14 protein-coding genes are annotated in these 17,438 nt (G+C 34.3%); 7 read left to right on the top strand and 7 right to left on the bottom strand.

The genetic code is table 11. The features are described 5' to 3' along the window. The first annotated feature begins 90 nt into the window (after positions 1-90). Positions 91-822 carry a glycerophosphodiester phosphodiesterase gene (locus PBV87_RS21620; RefSeq protein ID WP_271013719.1) on the top strand — a complete coding sequence of 244 codons (732 nt, stop codon included), beginning with the start codon at positions 91-93 and terminating at the stop codon, positions 820-822. Positions 823-936: 114 nt separating this feature from the next. Here the strand turns inward: PBV87_RS21620 and PBV87_RS21615 are convergent, their stop codons facing one another. From PBV87_RS21615 to PBV87_RS21605, 3 genes are all read right to left on the bottom strand, one after another. After that, a complete protein-coding gene (locus PBV87_RS21615) occupies positions 937-2,298 on the bottom strand; it encodes an alpha-L-fucosidase (RefSeq protein WP_271013718.1) in 1,362 nt (453 codons plus the stop codon). Positions 2,299-2,365: 67 nt separating this feature from the next. Beyond that, the gene (locus PBV87_RS21610; RefSeq protein ID WP_271013717.1) at positions 2,366-4,165 is read right to left on the bottom strand and encodes a sensor histidine kinase; all 1,800 of its coding nucleotides are present in this window, start codon (positions 4,163-4,165) and stop codon (positions 2,366-2,368) included. A gap of 15 nt (positions 4,166-4,180) precedes the next feature. Further along, positions 4,181-5,245: a response regulator gene (locus tag PBV87_RS21605; protein ID WP_271013716.1), complete on the bottom strand. Its 1,065-nt coding sequence runs from the start codon at positions 5,243-5,245 to the stop codon at positions 4,181-4,183. 262 nt (positions 5,246-5,507) lie between these two features. Here PBV87_RS21605 and PBV87_RS21600 point away from each other — a divergent pair, with 262 nt between their 5' ends. The 4 genes from PBV87_RS21600 to PBV87_RS21585 are packed head-to-tail and all read left to right on the top strand — an operon-like array spanning position 5,508 to position 10,390. Further along, on the top strand, positions 5,508-6,374 hold the full coding sequence (locus PBV87_RS21600; protein ID WP_271013743.1) for an ABC transporter permease: 867 nt from the start codon (positions 5,508-5,510) through the stop codon (positions 6,372-6,374). 13 nt (positions 6,375-6,387) lie between these two features. Beyond that, entirely contained in the window at positions 6,388-7,308 is a 921-nt protein-coding gene (locus tag PBV87_RS21595; protein ID WP_271013715.1) for a carbohydrate ABC transporter permease, read from the top strand. Positions 7,309-7,350: 42 nt separating this feature from the next. Further along, positions 7,351-8,922, top strand: coding sequence for an ABC transporter substrate-binding protein (locus PBV87_RS21590; protein WP_271013714.1), 1,572 nt, complete (start codon positions 7,351-7,353; stop codon positions 8,920-8,922). 25 nt (positions 8,923-8,947) lie between these two features. Then, positions 8,948-10,390: a sulfatase-like hydrolase/transferase gene (locus PBV87_RS21585; protein WP_271013713.1), complete on the top strand. Its 1,443-nt coding sequence runs from the start codon at positions 8,948-8,950 to the stop codon at positions 10,388-10,390. Between the two features lie 113 nt (positions 10,391-10,503). On the opposite strand, the gene PBV87_RS21580 is transcribed toward PBV87_RS21585, so the two are convergent. Genes PBV87_RS21580 through PBV87_RS21565 form a run of 4 tightly spaced genes read right to left on the bottom strand, consistent with a single transcriptional unit; the run spans position 10,504 to position 13,746 of the window. Then, positions 10,504-10,671 (bottom strand): hypothetical protein, encoded by a 168-nt coding sequence (locus tag PBV87_RS21580; RefSeq protein ID WP_271013712.1) that lies wholly within the window; start codon positions 10,669-10,671, stop codon positions 10,504-10,506. A 3-nt stretch (positions 10,672-10,674) separates the two neighbouring features. Further along, positions 10,675-11,481 (bottom strand): carbohydrate ABC transporter permease, encoded by an 807-nt coding sequence (locus tag PBV87_RS21575; RefSeq protein WP_271013711.1) that lies wholly within the window; start codon positions 11,479-11,481, stop codon positions 10,675-10,677. Further along, a complete protein-coding gene (locus tag PBV87_RS21570) occupies positions 11,474-12,373 on the bottom strand; it encodes a carbohydrate ABC transporter permease (RefSeq protein WP_271013710.1) in 900 nt (299 codons plus the stop codon). The genes PBV87_RS21575 and PBV87_RS21570 overlap by 8 nt, the downstream gene beginning before the upstream one ends. A gap of 23 nt (positions 12,374-12,396) precedes the next feature. Next, entirely contained in the window at positions 12,397-13,746 is a 1,350-nt protein-coding gene (locus tag PBV87_RS21565; RefSeq protein ID WP_271013709.1) for an ABC transporter substrate-binding protein, read from the bottom strand. Positions 13,747-14,134: 388 nt separating this feature from the next. Between PBV87_RS21565 and PBV87_RS21560 the strand changes: the two genes are divergently transcribed. Beyond that, a complete protein-coding gene (locus PBV87_RS21560) occupies positions 14,135-15,649 on the top strand; it encodes a response regulator transcription factor (RefSeq protein ID WP_271013708.1) in 1,515 nt (504 codons plus the stop codon). Beyond that, positions 15,649-17,388: a sensor histidine kinase gene (locus PBV87_RS21555; protein ID WP_271013707.1), complete on the top strand. Its 1,740-nt coding sequence runs from the start codon at positions 15,649-15,651 to the stop codon at positions 17,386-17,388. The genes PBV87_RS21560 and PBV87_RS21555 overlap by 1 nt, the downstream gene beginning before the upstream one ends. The last annotated feature ends 50 nt before the right edge of the window (positions 17,389-17,438 follow it).

Raw genomic sequence — 17,438 nt, 5'->3', positions numbered from 1 at the left:
TGGCATCTTTTTTATTTGAATGTGTAATGAACTATAGGGTGAAGAATATACATAAGTAATAAAATGTACTTAGCATCAGGAGGCGAGGAAATGGTCAAAAATTATGCACATCGTGGGTTTAGTGGAGCGTATCCAGAAAATACAATGCTAGCATTTCGAAAGGCAGTAGAGGCTGGATGTGATGGGATTGAACTAGATGTCCATTTATCAAAAGATGGCGAGCTTGTCATCATGCATGATGAGAGATTAAATCGTACAACGGATGGAAATGGATTTATAAAAGATTATGACTATAAAGAGATTAGAGGTTTAAATGCAGCTCATCTATATAATGGACGTTATCAGCATGTACCTAATTTACGTGAATACTTTGAGTGGGTGAAAGGTCAGTCGATTATCAGTATTATTGAGTTAAAGACAAACCGTCTTGAGTATGAAGGTATTGAAGAAAAAGTAAATACATTGATTGTGGAGTATGGACTTCAAGACTGGGTAATTATATGTTCATTTAATCCTTATAGTATGGAAAGAATGAAAAAGATGAATCCTGCCTTGAAAGGTGCACTTTTAGTAGATCGCTGGAGTGATGATATAGGTGATTATACTGTATCGTTAGGGATGGAATACCTTCATCCTTATTACCGTATGATGACACTAAGTAGGGTAGATGAGATTAAAAGCTATGGCCTTGGGGTAAATGTATGGACTGTCAACGAAGAAAAAGATATGTTAGAAATGATTGAAATGGGTGTGGATGGTATCATCACTAATTATCCCAATCGATTAAATCAATTACTAAAAACCTGTAAAAAAATTAAGTAATATTACATTAAAAATAGATATAAAACTAAAGTGCTACATGAGTTTTATATCTATTTTTTAATAGATTAATCTTTGTATTTAATTTTTAAGTTATTCATATCTCTTGCAAGAGATTTAGTAGGTTTTTAAGATAAAACCTTCAGCATAGAAGGTATTTTCTATATTAAGTGTTGTAGTATCTAGTGTAATACGACAGCTCTCTTGTACAAAAGGAAGAGAAGTGTGGGTGCGTAAACTTATTATTTCTTGAATAGGAGAATTAGTTATAAGGTTGATGGTATTAGGGAGATGAGGGCATTCATCATCATAAAGATAAAAAACATAAATATTATCATCTTTAGCTGTGTATTTGATGTGGTCATGGAAGTAAGGAGCAACAATATGTGTATTATAAATTCCTTCGCCAAAGATATTGAGCCATTCACCTAATTGTTTCATAGAAGCTATAGCTGGTTTGGGAAGCTCGCCATCAGGTTGAGGAGCAATATTAAGTGCAAGATTACCGCCTTTACATACAATATCTAGGAGTAAGTGGACGAGTTCATGGCCTGATTTAAATTGATCAGTATAATGGAATGAAAACTTATTACCAAGTGTTGCGCAGGTTTCCCATGGGATAGAAAGAGCTGTTTCTGGTACAGTTTTTTCTGGTGTAATAATATTTTCAAACGCTCCTCCTACTGTACGGTCACAGACGATAAGGTGGGGCTGAGTAGTAGATCTTAGTTTATGAACGAGTTGGGGAAGATGAATATCCTGCCCATTAGTATGGGCATTAACCCATCCACCATCTAACCAAAGTACATCGATTTTACCATAATTGTTACAAAGTTCTTCAATTTGAGCATGAGTATAGGCAACAAATTTTTCCCATAGTTCAGGATGCTCTTTTACATCATAGTTGACGTTACGAGAAGGAGCGGTGCCAAATGCTTTGTGCCAGTAGTAGTCACTGTGCCAATCGGGTTTAGAAAAATAAGTAGAAATAGCAAGGCCTTCTTTTCTAAAAGCTTCATAAAGTGATCCAACAACATCAGCATAAGGATGTGTATGGAAAGGACAAGATGGGTCTGTAATTTTATAATCAGTTGTTTGTGTATCATACATACAGAAACCATCATGATGTTTGGTTGTAAAGAGTAGGTACTTAAATCCGCAGTCTTTGGCAAGTTTGGCCCATTTATCCGGACGGAATTTAACAGGATTAAAAGTTTTATTAGCGCTAATATATTGCTCCTTAAATGTTTTAATATCTGTCCAATCAATATCCTCTTGAGACCAGGTACTGTCACCGTCAGATAATGGCCATGATTCATAAGTGCCTAGTTGACAACCAGGAGCCCAGTGCATCATAAGACCCAGTTTTAAACCCATAAAGTAATCAATGTGTTGACGTACAGCTTCTTCCTTTGGAACAATATAATCATGTGGATTTGTATAATTATGTATGCCTTGTTCAACAATGTTTTTTAACATAATGAACCTCCTAAAAATTAAGTATAAGTCTATTTTAAAGGTAGAATAAGGAGTCTAGAAGGTGGAATTATTTTAGATGAGGTAGGATTATTTTAGCTACAAGTTGACCGTTCTCATTCAGCATGTAGTAGAGCCTGCTTTCATCTTTAAAGTATAGCTTAATACGTTCATTGACATTTCGTATCCCAAAGCCATTAGAAGGTGTAAGTGAAGTTAATTTATACTCAAGATAGTCATTGAGAAGCAAAGGGTCACAAATCTTTCCGTTACTACTTACCTCTATGTAGAGATGTTGTTCATCTGAATAGATAAATAACTTGATAATCAGCTTATCTATTCCTTTTTCGTAATCTATACCATGCTTAATAGCATTTTCCACAAGGGGCTGGATAGTAAACTTGGGAATTAAAAGTATATGTAATGGTAATTTTGTATCTACATTTAGGATAATAGGATACTCATGTCGAAGCTGATGGATGGAGATGAATTCATAGATATTTTCAATTTCATTTGATATTTTTGTAGGATGATTAGGATTAGTAATACTATAGCGCATAAGATTAGAAATAGAATTTACAATGTTAGCTAGGTCATCTTGGTTTCTAGAAAGTGCAATCCAGTTTACCACATCCATAGCATTAAAAATGAAATGTGGGTTAATTTGTGCTTGCAGAGCTTGGAGTTCTGCCTCTTTTTGCTTTTCTCCTTGAACTTGGACATCATGGATAAGATTATTGACATAACGAATAAGTTGCTTAAAGTTATTACATAAAATATTGAGTTCAAGGTCTTTGGCGAAATTAAGACGTTCTATATCAAAGTTTCTAGTATCATCAATGGACTGAATCGTACAAGAAAGATTGATGATAGGTTTGGTAATTTTGCTAGCAATTAAATAAGCTAAAGGTGGCATCAATAAAATAACGCATACGCCAAATTTAATAAAGTTATGCATAAAGGAAGTACTTTGTGCGAGAATATCGGTATAGGGCGTTAAGAAGATAATAGATAATCCCCAATCTAGGCTACTTGTATTAAAGAAATATTTTTGGTTATTACTCGTTGCTAAAATACTTTTTGAACTATGATTTTTTGAAGAAAGACTAGTGGTATATAAATCTAAAAAAGTATCAGAAGAAAGAGTATCATTACTTTTGTAAAGAATATCACCTTCCTTAGAAACTAAGCAGTAACCGCTGTTAGGGGTAAGAGGTGAAAAAGTAAGAAGAGACTCCAATTGGTCAAGCTTAATACTAATAACCATTACACCTATACCATTAGAGTCATAAGGACCTAAGTAAAAGGTATTTTGAATTTTTTTAGCAAAACAAAACTCACTACTTGCTTTATTAATAAAAACATAGTGATTGCGTGGGGATTGTAAGGTTTTTAAATACCAGTATTCTTCTTTTACATCATGATTAGAAAAAACATTACAAGAACGATTGTAAGAGTTAGTATCTAGTGTTTTGCATTCAAAGGCAGAAGTAATAGGAAGTGTGTCATTTAAAAACAGTGTATTTTTATAATAATAGTTAAAACGATTTGGGATTTGAGTTGTGGCGTATTGAGAAAATTGCTTACGAATGGCAGAACTTGTTTGGATACGTGCTAGAGGATCGGATGAAGTATTACTCAAATAGCTTCCTATTGTTTGGTCACTAATGAGCCTAAGGGCAGTTTGTTCAATAGAATCCATGAAGCTAGACATTAAGTTTTTATTCAAAGATACAATACTTTCTTGATAAGAGATTACTTCTGAAATCATGGCATCTTTAAAGAGTATAAAGATAATAGAGTATGAGCAAATAAGTACAGTACTCATAAGAATAATAAGAACGATACAAAATCTTTTTTTAATGGACATAAATACTCCTTTTATCTATTGTATAGCGTTATTTTGTATATGGAGATTGCGATACTCACTAGGTGTTAGGCCTACCTTTTTCTTAAATAGCTTAGCAAAATATCTAGAATCTTCGTAACCGCATTGTACACCAATATCACAGATGGAGTATTCCAGGTTTTGAAGAAGTTCTTTAGCTTTTGCAAGTCTTAAGTTGATGATATAGGTACTCAGATTAATCCCCATTGATTGTTTGAAAAGCGTACTTAAATAGGATAAAGAAACGTTTACTTTATCTGCTAAAAAAGAAATATTAAAATCTGCTTCAGAAAAGTGTTCGAGAATATAAGAATTTGCAAACACAATAATGGTATCTGCATTAGAGTGTTTCTGAGACTTAAGGTTGGACAAGATATCATAATACTTACTAATGAGATAATTAGCTTTTTCTTGTTGGTTGGGTAAATCCAAGTAATGAGCCAGAGATTTTTGACGAGATACATTTAAGATTTCTTTATTAATATGAATCTCTGACATATATTCATATAAAAAATTAATCAGTTGGATACCAATGGTATTATATGTTTCATGAGAGGTAGGTGTTGTAAAGAGAACTGAGCTAAAGAGTTCATCAAAAACAGATAAATCCGTATGACGTAAACCGCTCAGAATTTTATCTTTAAATTGATGGTCCCAAATATGTAAAAAATCTTGTTTATGGCTATGACGCTTATGTTTAAGCTGAAGAAGAAGTTGATCAAGACGATTAATTTTTTCTCTTGTAATAGGTTTTAAAATATAATTCGTAACTTTATATTGAATAGCTTGCTGCGCATATTCAAATTCTCCATGTGCACTGAGCAGAATAATATCTATATTGCTAGATTGTTCATAAATTCTTTTGGCTAAAGTTAGGCCATCCATAATAGGCATTTTAATATCTGAAATGATGACGTCAGGCTTTTCGTTTTCAGCAATGAGGAGTGCCTCTTGTCCATTTGAAGCTGTTCCTATAAGTTCGCCTTCGAATCCTGACCAATTTAACATATTACGTAATCCTTCGATAGCAAACTTTTCATCATCTACTAAAAGAACTTTCATACATATTTCCTCCTCGCTACAACTAATAGAATTATAACTATTATACAACAATATATAGATGATTGCAGATAAAATTGTGATAAATATTAAAAAAGTACACATCAGATAAAAATTGTATAATTGAGAGCTTAAGAAGGAGCTTTTATAATTAAATTAAGATTAATACAGAAGTAATGAGAGGAGTGAAGAAGTTTTGGTGGAGGGAAGAAAAAATACCAATAAAACATGGAAATATTTTAAGCAAAGTTTGCCACTAACTTTAATGGCACTGCCTGCCTTGATAATCATGATGCTTTTTAAATATTTACCGATGGCAGGTATTATGTTGGCATTTAAAAAGTTCAGTGTAAGGAAGGGGATTTTTGGAAGTGATTGGATAGGACTTGATAACTTTGAGTTCTTATTTAAAAGCTCAGATGCTTTTATTATTACGAGAAATACAATTTGTTATAATGTAATTTTTATTATACTTGACTTAATGATAGCAGTAGCACTTGCTATTGCACTTAATGAATTACTTAATAAAAGGAGAGCAAAAGTTTTTCAAACTATCTTTATGGCACCCTATTTCTTGTCATGGGTTGTTGTATCTTTTGTAGCCTATGCATTTTTTAGTATGGATGATGGTTTTATTAATCACCTTCTTTTAAATTTAGGTTTACAACCAATCAATTGGTATAACGATAAAACTTATTGGCCGTACATATTAGTGTTCTTCCAAATATGGAAGACGGTAGGCTATTCTACTGTTATGTATCTAGGTTGTTTAACAGGTATTTCTAATGAATACTATGAAGCAGCGCTGATGGATGGTGCAAGCAAATGGCAACAAATTAAATATATTACACTTCCATTTTTAAAACCTATGATGATTGTTCTAACTATTTTAGCGATCGGTAAAATTTTCTATTCTGATTTTGGATTATTTTATCAATTACCACGAAACTCGGGACCGCTTTTTAGTGTAACAAATGTTATTGATACCTATGTATATAGAGCATTAAAGGAAACGGGTAATATCGGAATGGCATCAGCAGCCAGTCTATACCAATCTGTTGTTGGATTTGTTCTTGTTATAGGAGCGAACTTAATAGTAAGGCGGGTTGATAAAGATAGTGCATTATTCTAGAGGAGGTGAGAAAATGAGAAAAAAAGAAGAAGCAATGTATGAGTCAGCAGTTAATAATATTTCAAAAAGATTTAATGGGGTACTCAATATTCTTATGTTTTGTATGGCTCTAGCATGTGTATTACCTGTTATTCTTGTATTTATTGTTTCAGTTAGTAGTGAGCAAAGTATTTTTCAAAATGGCTATAGCTTTTTCCCGACGGAATTAAGTTTAGAGGCTTATAGATTTTTCTTTAAATTAGGAGATCAGATTATACGTTCTTATGGCATAACTATTTTTGTAACGATTGTAGGAACGGTATTTAGCTTAGTTATTACAACAATGTTTGCTTATGTTTTATCTAGGTCTGACTATAAGTATGGAAAGGTTTTTACTTTTATAATGCTTTTCACTATGCTTTTTAATGGAGGACTTGTGCCAAGTTATATGGTAAATACTCAAGTATTAAACTTAGGTAACAGTGTGTGGGCATTAATTTTACCTATGTCTTTAAATGCATTTTATGTCATTGTTCTTAGAACCTTTTTTAAAAGTATACCAATGGAAATTATAGAAGCTGCAAAAATAGATGGTTCAGGAGAATTTTCTACCTTTGTTAAAATTGTTTTACCGCTTTCAAAACCAGGTATTGCAACTATTGGACTATTTACAATGATTGCTTATTGGAACGATTGGTTCCTAGGTATGCTCTATATGATGGATCAAGAAAAATATCCTATTCAAACCTTGTTGTGGAGTATGCAAAATAGTTTAGAGTTTATGAAACAGTCTTCCGTCAATGCCTTAGAGTATGCTGAAATGGCTCAAAATGCACCAACTGATAGTGGAAGAATGGCTTTAACGGTTCTGGTTGTTGCACCTATATTACTTGCGTACCCATTTTTCCAAAAATATTTTGTAAAAGGTCTAACAGTAGGTGGAGTAAAAGGTTAAAGGTAGTTATTAATTTAAAATAAATTTAAGGGGGAAGTAGTTATGATTAAGAAGTTAGTAGTTACAGCATTATGTACAACGGTAATGGCAACTATGCTAGGAGGGTGTGCACAAAAAAATGAACCAGCACAAACGAGTACGGACACAACGTCTCAATCAGAAACATCAAATGGGGATACAGCAAAAGAGAAGGAAGAGATTGTAAAATTAAAATGGTATATGTCCATTAATCCTGTTGCAACAGATACAGCAAAAGTTATTGAAGAACTCAACAAATATACAAGAGAAAAAATAGGTGTAGAAATCGATTATACAGTGATGGCAAATCCAGATTATAAGGAGAAAATGCCAACTTATATTAATTCAGGAGAGTATTTTGATATATGTTTTACATCTAACTGGACAACAAACTACTTACAGTTTGTTGGTAGAGAAGCCTTTATGGATATTAGAGAACTTCTACCAGAATATGCAAAGGAGACTTATGAGTTTATTCCAGAAATGATGTGGGATGCAGTAAGTGTTGATGGGGGCATCTATGGTGTACCATCTTACAAAGAGACAGGTTGGCAAGGAGGGCTATTTGTTAACTCTGATATTGCTAAAGACTATGGTATTGACCTTTCTACAGTAAAGACGTTAGAAGATTATACAGAAGTTTTAAAAGTAGTCAAAGAAAAGTCTAGTGCTGAAGGCAAAGATATGATTGGTATAAGTGGTTTAAGTTTTGCACTTACGACACCTTATGAGAGCTTAACAGGGACACCAGCACTTCCGGGAGCATCAGCAGTAAGTGATTATAATAACTTTGGAGGGACACAAGAGGTATTTAATCAATATGCAAGTCAAGAATATATGGATTACTGTAAGCTAGTGTATGCTTGGAACCAAGCAGGCTACACATCAGGAGACCCAGTAAACTATGATACAGATACTGCCAATAGAGACAATGACTTTAAAAATGGTAACTTATTCTCTTACGTTATTTCCTATGCACCAGGTGCAGCTGAATCTACAGCAGCAACAATGGGACATGGTGTAGAGTTCATACCTCTCATGGACCCATTATTTGAAACAAGAAATGCAATGGGTGGATTACTTGCTATTTCATCGGGTTCAGAACACCCAGAAAAAGCATTAGAATTTATTAATTTACTCAATACAGATGTATATGTAGGAACACTTATTAGACATGGTATAGAAGGTGTACATCATAGTACAGTAGGTGACAATCAAGTAGATAAAACAATGGGTGGAACACTTTTGGCTGAGAAAAATGGTTATGATTACACATTTGGATGGCAATTTGGAACACCATTTAATCAAAAATGGGATATTTCTTACCCAGATAACATTGAGCAGTTATTTGAAGAGTATAACAATAGTGTGATTACATCACCACACAATGGGTTTACCTTCAATACATCACCTGCTGAAACAGCTATAGCCGCCCTTACAAATGTAGTCGCTGAATATGCTCCAGCCCTTGAAACAGGTTCAGTAGATCCAGAACAAAATGTACCTAAATTCTTAGAAGCATTAAAGGCAAATGGAGTAGATAACTTATTAGCAGAAATTGAAACCCAGTTAAGTGGATGGAATACAGCTAAATAAGGTGAAATATGTAAGGAGAAAAATAATGAGAAAAAAGCCTAATATTATATTTATATTGACAGATGACCAAGGTGCATGGGCGATGAACTGCGCAGGTAATAAGGATATTGTGACACCTCATTTGGATTATCTAGCAGAACAAGGGATGAGATTTGATAATTTTTTCTGTGCATCGCCTGTATGCTCACCAGCTAGAGCTTCTATTTTGACAGGACGTATACCTTCTCAACATGGTGTGCATGACTGGATAAGGTCAGGGAGCTTGGACAAAGATAAACTAGGGGAGATGAAAAATGACCCTTATTACTCAAATGAAGATAAACCTATTCAATATTTAGAGGGAATGCGTACTTATACGGATATTTTAAGTGAGAATGGGTATGTATGTGCACTTGCAGGAAAATGGCATTTGGGCGATAGTATGACACCTCAACATGGTTATAGCAAATGGTTTACAATAGGAAGAGGTGGATGTCTTTATTATAAGGCTGACGTTATTGAGGATGGAAAAATTGGTTATGAAAATCGTTATATTACAGATGTTATTACGGATAAGGCACTGGGTTATATTGATGAACTAGGAGCAGAGGGAAAACCTTATTATATCAATATCAATTATACAGCACCTCATGATCCATGGGATGAAGACCAGCATCCAAAAGAATTTGTAGAGTTGTATAGAACATGTAAATTTGAGGCAACACCAGATAAACCTATTCATCCTAATCAAATTAATAGTGCACCATCAGGTGTGGGAGAAGAGCGCAAACGTCTTCTAAGAGGATACTATGCAGCAGTAAGTGCTATGGATGCAGGGGTAGGTAAGATTATTGATAAACTTAAAGAAAAAGGTGAGTTTGAAAATACAATCATTGTCTTTAGTGCAGATAATGGTATGAATATGGGACATCATGGGATATGGGGCAAAGGCAATGGAACCTTCCCAATGAACTTATATGATACATCTGTAAAAGTACCTTTTATCATAAGTTATCCGGCAGGCATTCAAGGGGGAAAGGTAAGTTTGGATATGGCGAGTCATTATGATATCATCCATACTTTGGTTGATTATCTAGAACTTGATGAAAAGCTAGATGAAAACTTACCAGGTAGAAGTTTTAAGAAGAGTCTATTAGGAGAAACATTAGATGAACAAAGTGTTGTTATCTTAGATGAGTATGGTCCAAATCGTATGATACGGACAAAGGAATGGAAGTATATTCATCGTTATCCTTATGGTCCCCATGAGCTTTATCATTTGGTAGAAGACCCGGATGAAGAAAATAATTTAATAGGAAAGCCAGAATGTCAATTAGTAGAAGAACAGCTTCGCGCTGACCTACAAAAATGGTTTACAAGGTATGCAGATCCCAAGCTAGACGCTGCAAAGGAAGCCGTAACAGGATGCGGACAACTTAGAAAAGCAGGTGTGTATGCAGAAGGTAAAACAACTTATTATCCTTTGTAGGTGTAAATTAAATAGGGCAAGTAAAATAAAGCTCACCTAGACTTCAGTTTTAATAAAGTGGAAGTCTAGGTGAGCTTTTATAAATGATATTTAGGTTAGCAAGATGCTTATACTTAGACGGGGACTTTAAGTATAAGCACCTCATACGCTTCTAAATGAAACGCCTCATGAATGGATTTGCAAGAAGAGAGTGCTTGATAGGATGCATCAAGGGGAGGAATCTCTTGCTTAGTATTTGTAAAGTTTTGGAGGAAGAGGTTGCGTGTACGATTGGCTTCCATTCATTATTTAACGGAACCCACCATACCTGCTACGAAATGCTTTTGCATTAAGAAGAAAATAAGTACAGTAGGAAGTGTTGTAATGACAATCGCTACCATGATGATCCCATAATCGGGACTATAAGCAGAAGCGAGAGAAGAAATAACTAAAGGCATTGTCTTTTTGTCTTGACTTTGTAAAACGATAAGTGGCCATAAGTAGCTATTCCAGTAACTCATAAAAGTAATAATCGTTGCAGCAGCATAGGTTGATTTCATAGTTGGAACATACATATAAAAGAATGCTTGAATTTCAGAAAGCCCATCTATACGTGCAGCTTGTAAGATTTCTTTAGGATAAGACTTAGTATTTTGTAAGAAGAAGAAAATCATAAAAGCTGTAGACATAGAAGGAAGAATAATAGCAGTAGCAGTATTCATTAGTTTCATCTGACTAAAAAGTTTAAAGAGAGGTACCATAATGCTGGCAAAAGGCATCATCATTGATAGCATCAAAAGACTCATTAAACGGTCTTTGCCTTTAGAGCGATACACTTCAAAACCATAACCTGCCATAGAACACAGAAGCAAGGTGCAAAGTGTACCTATAATTGCTACTTTAAAAGACATCCATAAGATGGCACCTACATCTGTAGAGGCTAAGAAGCCTTCGATATTTGTACCTAAAGCATTTCCAAAACTCATCTTCCCACGAATGACATCAGAAGAGGTATTAGTGGTTCCTATAATCATCCAAATGAAAGGGAAGATGGAAAGGAACGCTGCAAGACCTAGAAATAGATGGGTGCAGTATGTTTTAAGTTTAGTCATTTTGATCACCTACCTTTGAAACTTTAAATTGAATGATTGCAAGAACAGCTACCATGAATAAAATAGCGTAGGATATGGTTGCGGCATAACCGAAGTTTGGTGTATATACAAAGGATTGATTATAGATATACTGGGAAATGGTCATGGTTGAGTTACCTGGTCCACCATTTGTAATATTCATAGCTTCATCAAAGAGTTGGAGTGTACCATTAGTAGACATGATAGTAGTAAGTAAGATGATAGGTTTAAGTAAAGGAATTGTAATGAGCTTAAATTGTTGGAACTTACTTGCGCCATCAATATCAGCAGCTTCATAAATACTTGTATCGATGTTTTGCATCCCAGCAAGATAGAAAATCATATTGTATCCCGTCCATCTCCAAGTAATAGCGATAATAATTACGACTTTTGCCCAGAAAGGATCTAAAAGCCATGAGATGGGCTCCTCTAAAATGTGAATTGCCATCAAAAAGCGGTTAACGATACCATCATAAGCGAAAATACTTTTAAAAAGTACAGAGTAAGCCACAAGAGAAGTTACACAAGGGAGAAAAATCGCTGTACGATAAAAACCACGGAATTTTAGAGAAGGCGCATTAAGAAGGGCAGCAATGATAAGTCCTAGAAGGAGCATAATAGGTACTTGAATAATAAGGTAAAGAAAAGTATTTGCAACAGCTTGCTTAAACATAGGATCAGAAAAGAGTCTGATATAGTTTTTGAAGCCTACGAATTCATAGACAATCCCTTTACCGGATTGTAGAGAAAGGAAAAACGATTGAATCATAGGATAAAAAGAAAAAACAAAAATGAGTAAAGAAGGGATGAGGACAAAGCCCCATCCTATAATTTGTTGTTTTCGTTCTAGCCCATGCACTTTTTGTTTATGCATATAATCACCCCATATTTTTTGAGTTATTGAACTTGTAGTGAGAAGAGAGATTGAACGGTTTCTAATGACTTATCAATATCTGCACCATTTAAGATGTTTGGAAGTTCGTTTTTAAGTGCATCTTTTGCTTCTTGAGTATACATACCTAAAGAAATACTTGGTACTTCAGGAAGCCATTTTGCAAAGAGTGAATAGATTGGTTGACCACCAAAGAACTCAGCTTCTTCTGCAAAGACATCACTCTCATAAGCAGGAAGGTAAGAACATACACCACCACATTGTGCTAAGAATGACTCATAGAATGCTGTACTATTACCGAATGTAGAAGCAAGGAAGTCAGTAGCAACATCTTTGTTAGCAGCTTGATCAAGTACGAACCAACTAGAACCACCTTCGTTAGAAGCGTTTGTACCACCTTCAATATCTAAGCGAGGAATAGGTGCTACACCCCATTTACCACTTTGTCCTTCACCATCCATAATCGTTGCAATTTGCCATACGCCAGATACAACTGTTGCCACGTCACCATTATTGAAGCTATTTACAAATTCGCTCCAACCTGTAACAGGTTTAGCAATACCAGAACTTGCAAGTTCTCTATAAACACGCATGGTTTCTGTCATAGCAGGGTTATCTATAAAGTTACCCTTGTTATCAGGTGTGATGTACCAAGAACCAGCTGACTGAAGCATGATAGAAGTGATAGCTTCATCGTTAGGGTTAACTGTACACATATATTTGCCTGTTTTTTCTTTAATTTGTTGACCAATTTCGATGTAACGATCCCAGGTAATATTTTCTAGATCACTTGGTGTGAAACCAGCTTCTTCTAAATAATCTGTACGGTAGAACATACCTGTCACACCTACATCAAAAGGAATACCATAAATTTTACTATCTTCAGTAACACTTTCTACCTTATAAGAAGCGAAGTTAGAATAGTCTACAGCGTTTGTAAGATCGGCAAATGTATTTGGATAAGAAGTAATGTATTTTGCAGCATTGCTGTCATTAACAAGGATGATATCTGGGAGAGAATCTGTAATACCAGAAGCTAAGTTTGTTGTAAGCTTTTGCTCTAAGTCTGTTTTTGATAAATCAATGATTTCTAGTGTGAATCCAGGGTGCTCTTTTTGATAAAGTTCTTCAGCAATTTTTAAAGCTTGCCCATTGAAGGCTTGATCCCAACACCAAGCAACAACTTTTTGTTCGGCATTTGTTGTATTAGTATCTGTAGAATCTGCTGGTGCAGTGACAGGTGTTGAAGTGTTGTCTGTAGCAGGTGTTGGTGTAGCGTTTGAAGAACTACTACTACAACCTGTCATTGTTGTAGCAAGTAAAGTTAAAGCGACCATAATTATTTTTTTATTCATCTGAATAAACCCCCTTAGAGAATATTGAATAGAATACCTGTGTTTCATATTGACATTTTAACAAAATAAAAAAAGAATCTATAGTAAAAAATTAACAAGATTTAGTATAAATTTGATTTAAAATTGGTAAATATTAATTTGGCAAAAAGGAATAGTAATAATTTGATAATTGTATAATTTTTAGGTTAATTAACGTAAATCAAACTTAAATAATTGCTAGTTTGTTGTGAGATATGATAAAATTAGGAATAAGTTAATAAGCAAAAATGTTAATATGCACTATAGAAGAGAGGGGGCTTAGCTCAGGAGGTATTTCAAGGTTGTTTATTTGTTCTATCTAGAGCGGATGAGCATATAGGCAATAGTTATCAGATGAAGGGGAAATTTTATGGATAAATTATGTAGGTTGTTAATTGTTGATGATGAATTGATCTTACGTAATGGTCTGAGATATTTGTGTAACTGGGAGGCGCATGATATTCAAATTGTAGGAGAAGCGGCAAATGGAGAGGAAGCGCTAGAGCTTGTAGAAGAGCTACAGCCTCATATTGTGCTAGTAGATATTGTTATGCCTATGATGAATGGCGTAGAATTTGCCAAGATCATGCAAGAGAAACATCCTCAAGTGAGGATGATTGTACTGAGTAGCTTTAGTGAATTTGACTATGTAAGAGAGGCTTTCAAATATGGTGTGTCTGATTATTTATTAAAGCCTAAACTAAAGGTAGAAGATCTTCTTACTTTAATTGAAAAAGTAAAAGGAGAGATGGATTTAAGTAGTAAGCAAGTGGTTAAGAAAGATAATACATCTTCCTTATTAAAGCAACTGCTCAATCCTTTTCATCAAGAGGTCTGTATCAGTAGTCCTCTAGAAGAAGTCATGCCCGAACCTAACTTTATTTTGATGAAATGTAAGATTTGTGATTCTTACAAAGAAGAGTTAGTAAGCTGGGTACATCATGCTTTAAAAAATATTAATTTTATTGAAACAATTATACAAGAGGAGTACATTGTACTTGCCAATCTAAAACATTATGATGAAAGAATATTTTTACATACTTTACGAGAAGCGGTGTCTTATCTTACGTTAGATAAAGTAAATTTCATAGTAAGCTCAATATTTATTAATCCGTCAAGTTTAATACAAATAAGTAATGAACTTAGTCAACTGCTTGGTAAGGCTTTTTACTTTAAGGAAAAAACATTTATATTACAAAGTGAGATGAAGAAAGAGGGCGAGAAGAAGGAATTTGATATTGCCCTTTTTAATTCCACACTCAATGGACTAGATATGGAGTCTTGCAAAAAGCAACTGCTTGACTACTATGAAGAAGTGAAAAAAGAACAAGGTTATGATGAGTATAGTCTTAAACGTTTTTGCCAAAACGTCATTTATAATTTAATCAATACCACAAGTCATCTAGGTTTTGATATAAGCCTTTTGAGTAAGGATAAGATTCGTATATTTAGGGATATTGATAAGGCGACCTATTTTGAAGAACTTGTAGAAGTGATGAAACAAGTCTTTGAAAAATTGACAACACTTATGAATGAACAAGTGGAGCAGAAGAACTCAGTTATTTTAAGTAAGGTTATTCAATATGTAGAAAAGCACTATAGTGAAGACTTTACATTATCTGATATAGCAAATGATTTGCATATTAATTACTATTATTTATCTGCTTATTTCAAAAATCAAACCAGTGAAAATTTAACGGCCTATATCAATAAAGTACGGGTAGAAAAAGCTAAACTTCTTCTAAAAGATGAAAAACTCTCAATAGCTGAAGTAAGTGGATTAGTAGGCTTTTCAGAGCATAATTATTTTTCTAAAGTCTTTAAAAAGTATGCAACCATGACACCCACTAGTTACAGAAGAAAACAGGTAGGATGGGGTAAATAATGAAGAAATACAACACGATTTTTACTCGAATAATGGGACTCACGTTGCCTACAATATTAATCGTTTCGTTGATTATTTGCCTAACTTGTATAGGGATGGCAAAGTCGCTTTTGCTCAAAGAAGTAACCCATAACGCCTATGTCAATTTGGCCAAGGGGCAAAAGGAACTTTTAGCTTATAATGAAGAAGTAGCCACTTTGATTAGTAAAATTAGCGGAAGTAAAGCCTTCAAAAACTATATTACCGCACCAGAAGGGACGCCTCAGGAACAGCTGAATTTAGTACTGGACATAGGAAAGTATATGGATACTTATAGACAATACTTAACACCTGTCAATACTTACTTTATGGTAGTAGGTACCAACGGTGAGACAGGACGCTACTATACCAGTAATCCATGGGCATGGGATGAAGTGCCTGAAGATTTTGTGAAAAACTATATCGCAAAAGATGGTGAAGTGGTCAATCAGATGATTTATCATGGTAAGCAAGGTGTATTTAGTAAAGCACCTTATAAGAATGGGATCTTTGTAACTAAGCCGCTATTAGATGGAACACACAAGATGTATGGCTATGTAGTTGTTATAATCGATGAAAGCTATATCTATTCTAAATATAGTGATTACAAGACTGAAGGGATGAAACTTGCCATTATAGAAAGTGATGGAACAGTTCTATCTAGTGATGATAAAAGACGTATAGGAACCAAGGAACTTGAAATTTTAGAACAAGCCAAGCAGGCTGTAGATAGTGAAACAGGTTATATTAATATAGATCATGAAAAGACTATGATTGGTTTATATTTACCTTTTTATGATGGTTATTTGGTAGGAGAGATTGATCAAAAAGTGATTTTTGCACCCCTCTATAGGCTTGAAAAAAATATGCAACTGATTATGCTAGCGGTTATAGGTATTACCTTTAGCTTTGTTTTTGCTATCTCTAGACATATTACTAAGCCGCTTTATAAGTTGGCACAAACCATGTCCTTTGCAGCAACCCACGACTTTAAAGAGCCTATGACACAACATAAAGGTAGTCAAGAAATGCAGATGATGACAGAGGCTTATAATATGATGCTAAAAGATATTAACTATCATGTAAAGAGCTTGATGAATGAGCAAGAAGAAAGGCGTAAGGCTGAGTTAAATGCTTTACAGATGCAGATTAACCCACATTTTCTTTATAATACTTTAAGTTCTATTAAATATTTGGCTCAACATCAAAAGATTGATCAAGTAGATGAAACAATAGATTGTCTCATTTCGATTTTACAAAACACGATAGGAACAACAGATGAAATGACCACCATAGCTGATGAAATTAAAAACTTAGGTTTCTATGTGTATATCAATCAAATGCGTTATGGAGACTACATTAAGGTAGACTATCAAGTGGATCCTTCATGCTTAGATTTGCAGATTCCTAAGCTCATCATTCAACCTTTTATAGAAAATGCCTTTTTCCATGCGTTCACAGGTAGAAAGAGTGGGAATATCACTGTATTTATTAATCAAAATAGTGGCCTACTTTTAATAGAAATATTGGATAATGGAACTGGAATTAGAAGCTTGGATGAAGGGGAACACAAAAAGAAATATCATTTTAGTGGCATAGGTATTCACAATGTGGATGAACGAATTAAACTGATCTATGGCATGGGTTATGGTGTAGAAGTTCAAAGTGAACCAGGGCTAGGAACCAGCATTAGTATTAAGTTACCAATAGAGGTAATTTAATTGTATAAGTATAGAAGCTCACCTAAATGTTCTTTTATAGGAGCATTTAA

It is taken from the genome of Holtiella tumoricola (genome assembly GCF_027857615.1).
Lineage (GTDB): Bacteria > Bacillota > Clostridia > Lachnospirales > Cellulosilyticaceae > Holtiella > Holtiella tumoricola.
The sequence above is the reverse complement of the archived record's forward strand: the minus strand, read 5'-3'. Positions and strand labels throughout refer to the sequence as shown.

What these genes read in the sequence shown, in the direction of transcription:
- PBV87_RS21620 (WP_271013719.1), top strand. Translation starts at nt 91, where the DNA reads ATGGTCAAAAATTATGCACATCGTGGGTTTAGTGGAGCGTATCCAGAA.
- PBV87_RS21615 (WP_271013718.1), bottom strand. Translation starts at nt 2,298, where the DNA reads ATGTTAAAAAACATTGTTGAACAAGGCATACATAATTATACAAATCCA.
- PBV87_RS21610 (WP_271013717.1), bottom strand. Translation starts at nt 4,165, where the DNA reads ATGTCCATTAAAAAAAGATTTTGTATCGTTCTTATTATTCTTATGAGT.
- PBV87_RS21605 (WP_271013716.1), bottom strand. Translation starts at nt 5,245, where the DNA reads ATGAAAGTTCTTTTAGTAGATGATGAAAAGTTTGCTATCGAAGGATTA.
- PBV87_RS21600 (WP_271013743.1), top strand. Translation starts at nt 5,508, where the DNA reads ATGGCACTGCCTGCCTTGATAATCATGATGCTTTTTAAATATTTACCG.
- PBV87_RS21595 (WP_271013715.1), top strand. Translation starts at nt 6,388, where the DNA reads ATGAGAAAAAAAGAAGAAGCAATGTATGAGTCAGCAGTTAATAATATT.
- PBV87_RS21590 (WP_271013714.1), top strand. Translation starts at nt 7,351, where the DNA reads ATGATTAAGAAGTTAGTAGTTACAGCATTATGTACAACGGTAATGGCA.
- PBV87_RS21585 (WP_271013713.1), top strand. Translation starts at nt 8,948, where the DNA reads ATGAGAAAAAAGCCTAATATTATATTTATATTGACAGATGACCAAGGT.
- PBV87_RS21580 (WP_271013712.1), bottom strand. Translation starts at nt 10,671, where the DNA reads ATGGAAGCCAATCGTACACGCAACCTCTTCCTCCAAAACTTTACAAAT.
- PBV87_RS21575 (WP_271013711.1), bottom strand. Translation starts at nt 11,481, where the DNA reads ATGACTAAACTTAAAACATACTGCACCCATCTATTTCTAGGTCTTGCA.
- PBV87_RS21570 (WP_271013710.1), bottom strand. Translation starts at nt 12,373, where the DNA reads ATGCATAAACAAAAAGTGCATGGGCTAGAACGAAAACAACAAATTATA.
- PBV87_RS21565 (WP_271013709.1), bottom strand. Translation starts at nt 13,746, where the DNA reads ATGAATAAAAAAATAATTATGGTCGCTTTAACTTTACTTGCTACAACA.
- PBV87_RS21560 (WP_271013708.1), top strand. Translation starts at nt 14,135, where the DNA reads ATGGATAAATTATGTAGGTTGTTAATTGTTGATGATGAATTGATCTTA.
- PBV87_RS21555 (WP_271013707.1), top strand. Translation starts at nt 15,649, where the DNA reads ATGAAGAAATACAACACGATTTTTACTCGAATAATGGGACTCACGTTG.